General features: G+C 39.2%; 7 protein-coding genes. 4 read left to right on the forward strand and 3 right to left on the reverse strand.

What is annotated here, in order from left to right:
* The first annotated feature begins 30 nt into the window (after nucleotides 1–30).
* The 4 genes from rodA to RFH42_RS03965 all read left to right on the forward strand — a co-directional run bounded on the left by rodA (nucleotide 31) and on the right by RFH42_RS03965 (nucleotide 3,807).
* Nucleotides 31–1,173, forward strand: a complete 1,143-nt coding sequence (gene rodA / locus RFH42_RS03950; RefSeq protein WP_308974253.1) for a rod shape-determining protein RodA — start codon at nucleotides 31–33, stop codon at nucleotides 1,171–1,173.
* A 16-nt stretch (nucleotides 1,174–1,189) separates the two neighbouring features.
* Entirely contained in the window at nucleotides 1,190–2,191 is a 1,002-nt protein-coding gene (gene mltB, locus RFH42_RS03955; RefSeq protein ID WP_308974254.1) for a lytic murein transglycosylase B, read from the forward strand.
* 284 nt (nucleotides 2,192–2,475) lie between these two features.
* Nucleotides 2,476–3,087, forward strand: coding sequence for a septal ring lytic transglycosylase RlpA family protein (locus RFH42_RS03960; protein WP_308974255.1), 612 nt, complete (start codon nucleotides 2,476–2,478; stop codon nucleotides 3,085–3,087).
* Nucleotides 3,088–3,312: 225 nt separating this feature from the next.
* The gene (locus RFH42_RS03965; protein ID WP_308974256.1) at nucleotides 3,313–3,807 is read left to right on the forward strand and encodes an Mpo1 family 2-hydroxy fatty acid dioxygenase; all 495 of its coding nucleotides are present in this window, start codon (nucleotides 3,313–3,315) and stop codon (nucleotides 3,805–3,807) included.
* Nucleotides 3,808–3,868: 61 nt separating this feature from the next.
* On the opposite strand, the gene RFH42_RS03970 is transcribed toward RFH42_RS03965, so the two are convergent.
* The 3 genes from RFH42_RS03970 to RFH42_RS03980 all read right to left on the reverse strand — a co-directional run.
* Nucleotides 3,869–4,756 carry a hypothetical protein gene (locus RFH42_RS03970; protein ID WP_308974257.1) on the reverse strand — a complete coding sequence of 296 codons (888 nt, stop codon included), beginning with the start codon at nucleotides 4,754–4,756 and terminating at the stop codon, nucleotides 3,869–3,871.
* A 5-nt stretch (nucleotides 4,757–4,761) separates the two neighbouring features.
* Nucleotides 4,762–5,820, reverse strand: a complete 1,059-nt coding sequence (locus tag RFH42_RS03975; RefSeq protein WP_308974259.1) for a GNAT family N-acetyltransferase — start codon at nucleotides 5,818–5,820, stop codon at nucleotides 4,762–4,764.
* A 9-nt stretch (nucleotides 5,821–5,829) separates the two neighbouring features.
* Nucleotides 5,830–6,627: aminotransferase class III-fold pyridoxal phosphate-dependent enzyme (locus RFH42_RS03980; protein WP_308974260.1), on the reverse strand; the 798-nt coding region annotated here is incomplete at its 5' end.

The raw sequence follows: 6,627 nt of genomic DNA on the forward strand, positions 1-6,627 counted from the left end.
AAAACAAATGTATAATTCACAAATCTGCTCATGTCACCAAGTTCCCAGTATAAATTTTTACGCCAAGCACCACGTGATGGTTTAAGCACGTCAATGCAACCTACACGTTGGCAACGCTTACACATAGATCCATGGTTATGTCTGTTTCTCATCTTGAATGCAGCACTCGGCTTAACTGTGCTTTACAGCGCATCTGCACAAGATACGATGCTTGTCACGCGTCAGGCGATTAGTTTTGCAATCGGTTTTACCGTCATGATTGCAATGGCTCAAATTCCACCGAAAGTCTATCAAGCCTTTGCACCTTACTTTTATACATTTGGTGTTGTGTGCTTACTTGCAGTTATGCTTATAGGTGAAGTTCGCATGGGGGCGCGGCGCTGGATTGATATTCCAGGTTTTGGTAGTGTCCAACCAAGTGAATTTATGAAAATTGGCATGCCACTGATGATTGCTTGGTTCTTAGCATTAAGACCATTACCCCCAAGCTTCAAGAATGTTGTGATTTCATTACTTTTAATTTGTGTTCCATTTGTCATGATTGCCAAACAACCAGATCTGGGAACCTCTCTCCTTATTCTTGCTAGTGGCATGTTTGTATTATTTTTAAGTGGATTGTCTTGGAAAATGATTGCAGCTGCACTGGCGACTGTAGCCATTGTGATCCCCCCTGCATGGATGTTTTTATTGCATGACTATCAACGTCAACGTGTTTTGACATTATTAGACCCTGAAGCGGATGCACTTGGTACAGGTTGGAATATTATTCAATCAAAAACAGCAATTGGTTCTGGTGGATTTAGTGGCAAAGGTTTTTTAGATGGCACACAGGCCCATTTACACTTCCTCCCTGAAGGCCATACTGACTTTGTAATTGCGGCCTACTCTGAAGAATTCGGGCTGATTGGAATCATTATCTTGATTACTTTATACTTTTGTATGATTTTTAGAACTTTTCAAATTAGCCTACAAAGTTTTCACAATTTTGGACGTCTCGTTGCTGGTGCCTTTGGCTTGTCCTTCTTTGTTTATGTCTTCGTCAATGCGGGAATGGTGAGTGGCATTTTGCCTGTTGTAGGTGTTCCTTTGCCTTTCATGAGTTATGGCGGAACTGCAATTATTACTTTAATGGCAACCTTTGGAATTGTCATGTCCATTCATACACATCGTTAATCTGGAATATTGATATATGTTTAATCAACAATTATGGAAAAAAATTCGTAATATCGGTTTATGTAGTGCAGCGCTTTCTTTCACCAGCTTTTGCCAAGCAAATGACTTTTCACAACATCCAGACTACGCCGCTTTCAAACAAAAGACAATGCAAACCTATGGCCTAACTGCAGCGCAAGTTGACAATGCCATGTACGGTTCTAGAAACCTACCTAATATTATTAATATTATGAATCGTCCAGGTGAAAGTAAACCTTGGTACGACTATAAAGCAATGTTTCTTACAGAAGGTACTATTCGTAAAGGCGTTAACTTTAAAAATCAATATGCCGATACGCTTCGCCGTGCAGAACAAGAATTTGGTGTTCCTCAAGCCGTTATTTTAGGCATTTTAGGTGTGGAAACAGGCTTTGGGTCTAATAAAGGTGGTTTCATCACCCGTGACGCTTTAGCAACGCTTGGTTTTGGTTTCCCTAGACGTGCAGAATACTTCCAAGATGAGCTAGCTGCTCTAATTGCTTGGACATATAAAGATGGCAGCCCAACCAGCTCTGTTGTTGGCTCATATGCAGGTGCAATTGGCTATCCACAATTTATGCCAAGTAACATTACCAAATATGGCGTTGACTATGATAGTAATGGACATATCGATTTACGTAATTCTGCTGTTGATGCAATTGGCTCTATTGCAAATTACATGGTTCAACATGGATGGCAAAAAAATCAGCCTATAGGCTTTCAAGCAAGTTATATGGGTAACCAACCTGATGAAGTTATTGCTAAGGATCTCAAGCAACCTACCCCCTATGGTGCGATCCGAAAATTAGGGGTTACTCCAATTAACCCTATGGTAAAAATTGATGACCTCGATATGGTTAATGTCATTCAATTACAAGAGAAATTTGGTCCCGTTTACTATATTACTTACCCAAATTATCAAGTTATTACTGAATATAATCGCAGCCGCTTATATGCAACTGCTGTATGGTTATTAGGCACAGAAATCGCCAATAGATAAGTGTGAAATTTAAAACTTTTATAAATGTCAAGATTTTTTACTGTGAAATTAATCAAATTTTGGCATTTTTAAAAATATTGTTACAATTTTGATTAATTATTAACCAATATAAGCATTTTTTTGTATTTTTTCGTCGAGTTTTAAAAATAATACTAGACAGCTTAATAGCTGCATGAATATTATCTCGTACCGTTAAATGTAGTCGCACCATTAAATTTACAGACCTATCGTTTAAATTTTCTGTAGTTTAGAAAGTTTATTATAGGGTTCCAAGGAGTTAAAAGATGCATACATCGCTGAAATATGCGCTTGCATTGGCCACTAGTTTTGGTCTTACACAAGCAAATGCCGAGATGGTTCAATCATCTTATTTAAATAATAATGCTGATACTTCAAGTTTAGCATCCCGTGTTGTTAGCAAAGACGCTGCTGGCTTCAACTCTCGCTTTTCAAACCTAAACAGTTTGGCAATTACTGAAACTTCAGGCGATCAAATCCGTCGCCAAACTATTGCAGCCAAAATTGCAATTCCAGCTGACGAACCTTCAGTCATTGATAAATTGAACACTGTTGCATCCAACACTGTCCGTAAGTTCAGCCAAACAGGCGTAGCCTCTTGGTACGGTCGTCAATTCCATGGTCGTAAGACTGCAAGTGGTGACACTTTCGATATGAACGAATTGACTGCTGCACACCGTAGCTTACCGCTTAACTGTTATATTCGCGTAACCAATAAAGAAAATGGTAAAAGCGTTGTGGTAAAAGTGAATGACCGTGGTCCATTTCATGGCAACCGTGTTGTAGACTTATCTTATGGTGCAGCAAAGCGCCTAGGAATTACCAACTCTGGTACTGCCAAAGTGAATATTGAACGTGTTGATGGCCCTAACTCTTAATTGGGTTTGACACATTTAACGTAAAAAGCCACTTAAAGTGGCTTTTTTTATTTTAAAAGTTGTCCCGTCCTGAAATAAGCTAGTCATATCCCATAATGATTCGAATAGGTTATTCTAGGCTCTAAACATAGCAGTCAGTTTTTCAGATTCCCAATAAAACAAAAAGTCAGTAATATGTATTGATAGAATATTTCATAAAAGAATATTACATAAGTGGAGTACAAGATGAAGTCCATAAATGAATGGTTTGAGGAGTACAGTGATAGTCATCAAAATCAAACCAACAAAAAGATCCATTGGGTCTGTGTCCCTACGATATTATTCGCCATCATTGGTATACTGGCACAGTGGAGCGCAGCCCTGACCGCGCTAATTCTCATCTTAATGTTAGTTTTCTATGCACGACTCGATTTAGTTCTTAGTATCGTAATGGCCATTTTACTTGTTCTTATGGCCTGGCTTGTTTTGCTCCTCCCTTTTGGTCAAGGTTTTTATATTGCGTTGTTTGTAATTGCTTGGATCGGACAATTTTATGGACACAAAGTTGAAGGAAAAAAACCATCCTTCTTCAAAGATCTACAATTTCTACTTATTGGTCCATTGTGGTGTATGGACGCTTATCTTGCCAAACTATGGCCAAGTCGATGGAAATCGCGCCAATCATCTCAAATACAATCTTTACCTATGCCTGAATCGCCTCATATAGATTCAATGAGTTAAATACATAAAAAAAGAGCAAGTACTTAACTTGCTCTTTTCAATTCATTCTTACTTCACTGCGCTACCGCCATTGCTGATCAATCGCATCAATCAAACGTTGATTCAAGCGCTTCTGCTCCACTTGCCAATGCTGTACATCTTCCTCAGATGGCTCACTCTGACCATCCCCTGCACTTAACATCCGTTTGAGTATACTTTTATAGCGATAAGCTGAAACATCTCCGGTAATATCAGCTCCAACCAAACGACCACTACATGCTTGAATTAAATCAAGCAAATGCTGCTCGGCAAAACTCCCCTGATCCCAATTGGTCTGTACCACATCTTGTGAAAATACATCTTTATCTATAGAAAGATAAATAGGTAAATCATGGCCTAACTGTTGTATAAAATCTTGCATCAATGCATCAGGATGCTCATACCCATGCCATGACCCTTGCGCACCAATCCAGCGTGTCCAAGCAGCTGACTGATTCACACTCCAGTAATGCAGTTTGCCACGTATCAGTGAGGTGCAGTGATTCTCCCAAGCATGCTTAAGACTAATATCGGGTGAACTTATGCCAATCACATCTATACGTGCAACTTGTGGTAAACGACTTGCCCAATACACCCATGAGCCACAGTGAATCCCGAGTGGATAACGCATATTATCTGGATGATTATCACAAACAATTAAGTGAATCTGCTCATTTGGGTCTAAGCGAGATAAAAGCGCTTGCGTAACATGATGATAATCACCACTCCCCAATAAGGTACAACCCAAGGCAGAGGCCGCAGGTAAATGTTGTTCAAGTAAAGTTGTAAACTGTTTAAAAGTCTTCCACTGACATGAAAAACGAATGCGTTCTTGCCAGTCCTGCAACTCAAGTTGTGCACTCTGTTGTGGCCGACCAGCTGAATCATCGAAATTTAATACCCAAGCCTGACGCTTTTCGGCCTCCAACATATTCTCTACTCCACTTTTTGTTGATGCCAATGTGCATCTGACTCAAACTTATGTTTAAACTTAGACAGAACAAAACGCAAAATGGGCTGTCTAATCCAAACCAAATGACGGGTAAAAGTAAACTCGGCACCCAACTGTGACTTAACCTCTGGATCAATCCACCCTGCAATGTAAAAGTCTAATTGCTGTTGTTTTGCATAGTTTAAGTTCACAAACCAACTGACAAAATACAAGTTAAATTGCAAAGCTAAGTCATAGTTAAAACCAATATATTTATCAACTAAATTGTTTTGATGAACATAACAAATATTAAAACCCACTAGCTGCTGTTGGGCATGGTAAAAAAAGACTCGGCCTTGTGCCTGCTGATCTTGTAAGATTTGATCAAAGAATTCAGCCGTCAGCAAATCAAAATGGATCTCACTTTGCTGATATACTTCAAGGTACAAGGCATATAATTCAGCACGAAATGCAGCATCCTGAAAACGTGGATCGCCTGTGGCAACAACTTCAACATCTAGCTGCTCCAAACTTCTCAATTTACGTTTTAGATTTTTTCTTCTACTTTTAGACAATCGTGATAAATAATCTGCCTGATCCTGAAAATCAATCGCTACATAAGCCAAAGCCTGACCTTCAACAGAAAGAAAACCATGCTGTGTTGCATACTCAACTAATTGTTGACTATACAGATTGTCCTCAGCACTTAATAAAGGAGAGTCTATAGGCAAGTCCTTAATAATGGTTAAATCTTGGGTCTGCATAGCAACAGCCAGCCCTTCAATAACCTGCTCTACACTTTGTTCTTGCGGAAAAATTGAATATTCGGTAACTGTCGTTCCCAAAAAACTACTTGGTCGTTGTAATAATTTAGACCAATAACGATAACCTGGGCTTGCCAACAAACGCTGACGTAAAGGTGTTTCTAGTGTGGTCAACAAATCGAAATTTGTTGAAAAGAAATAATTTCCACATTCATGATGCAACTGAAAAGTCGCTGGTGGATGCTTTAAAAAAGCATCCACCAAACTTTGTGGTTCTAACTGATTGCGAAACCTATTCATAGTTAAGCATTAAAGCTCACGCTTAGCACGCAACAATAATTGCTCAAGAAGAACCAATGCCTGATCAATTTCAGCACGGCTAATTTCTAATGACGGTGCAAAAGTAATAACGTTCTTATAATAACCACCCACATCTAACACAAGACCACACTTCTGACCTTGATATTCCAAAGTACCAGACAAACCGATATCAACCATTTTGTCTAATAATGCTTTGTTTGGTGTAAAGCCATCTGCTTGGCAAATTTCTGCACGTAAAGCTAAACCTAAACCATCCACATCACCAATTTCTGGATGACGGCTTTGTAGATCTTTTAAGCCCTCTAAGAAGTAAGCACCGCTTTGCATAATTTGCTGTTCATAATCTTTTTCAGCAGTCATACGCATCACTTCTAAACCAAGTGCAGTACCTAATGGGTTAGATGCAAAGGTAGAGTGAGTTGAGCCAACTGGGAAGATTTCTGGGTTAATCAATTCTTCACGTGCCCATAAACCAGCCAATGGATTAAGACCGTTTGTTAATGCCTTACCAAATACCACAACATCTGGGTTAATACCAAAATGTTCAAATGACCAAAGTTTACCTGTACGGTAGAAGCCCATTTGTACTTCATCTACAACCAACAAAATACCGTATTGATCCAATACTTTCTTCAATGCAGGATAGAAGTTCATTGGTGGGATAACGTACCCCCCTGTACCCTGAATCGTTTCAATATAGAATGCAGCAAACTCGCTTTCATTCGCTTTAGGGTCCCAAACACCGTGATACTCTGTTTCAAATAAACGTGCAAATTCAGCAACTAA

It is taken from the genome of Acinetobacter rudis (assembly GCF_031157835.1).
Classification (GTDB): domain Bacteria; phylum Pseudomonadota; class Gammaproteobacteria; order Pseudomonadales; family Moraxellaceae; genus Acinetobacter; species Acinetobacter rudis_A.

What these genes read in the sequence shown, in the direction of transcription:
- rodA (WP_308974253.1), top strand. Translation starts at nt 31, where the DNA reads ATGTCACCAAGTTCCCAGTATAAATTTTTACGCCAAGCACCACGTGAT.
- mltB (WP_308974254.1), top strand. Translation starts at nt 1,190, where the DNA reads ATGTTTAATCAACAATTATGGAAAAAAATTCGTAATATCGGTTTATGT.
- RFH42_RS03960 (WP_308974255.1), top strand. Translation starts at nt 2,476, where the DNA reads ATGCATACATCGCTGAAATATGCGCTTGCATTGGCCACTAGTTTTGGT.
- RFH42_RS03965 (WP_308974256.1), top strand. Translation starts at nt 3,313, where the DNA reads ATGAAGTCCATAAATGAATGGTTTGAGGAGTACAGTGATAGTCATCAA.
- RFH42_RS03970 (WP_308974257.1), bottom strand. Translation starts at nt 4,756, where the DNA reads ATGTTGGAGGCCGAAAAGCGTCAGGCTTGGGTATTAAATTTCGATGAT.
- RFH42_RS03975 (WP_308974259.1), bottom strand. Translation starts at nt 5,820, where the DNA reads ATGAATAGGTTTCGCAATCAGTTAGAACCACAAAGTTTGGTGGATGCT.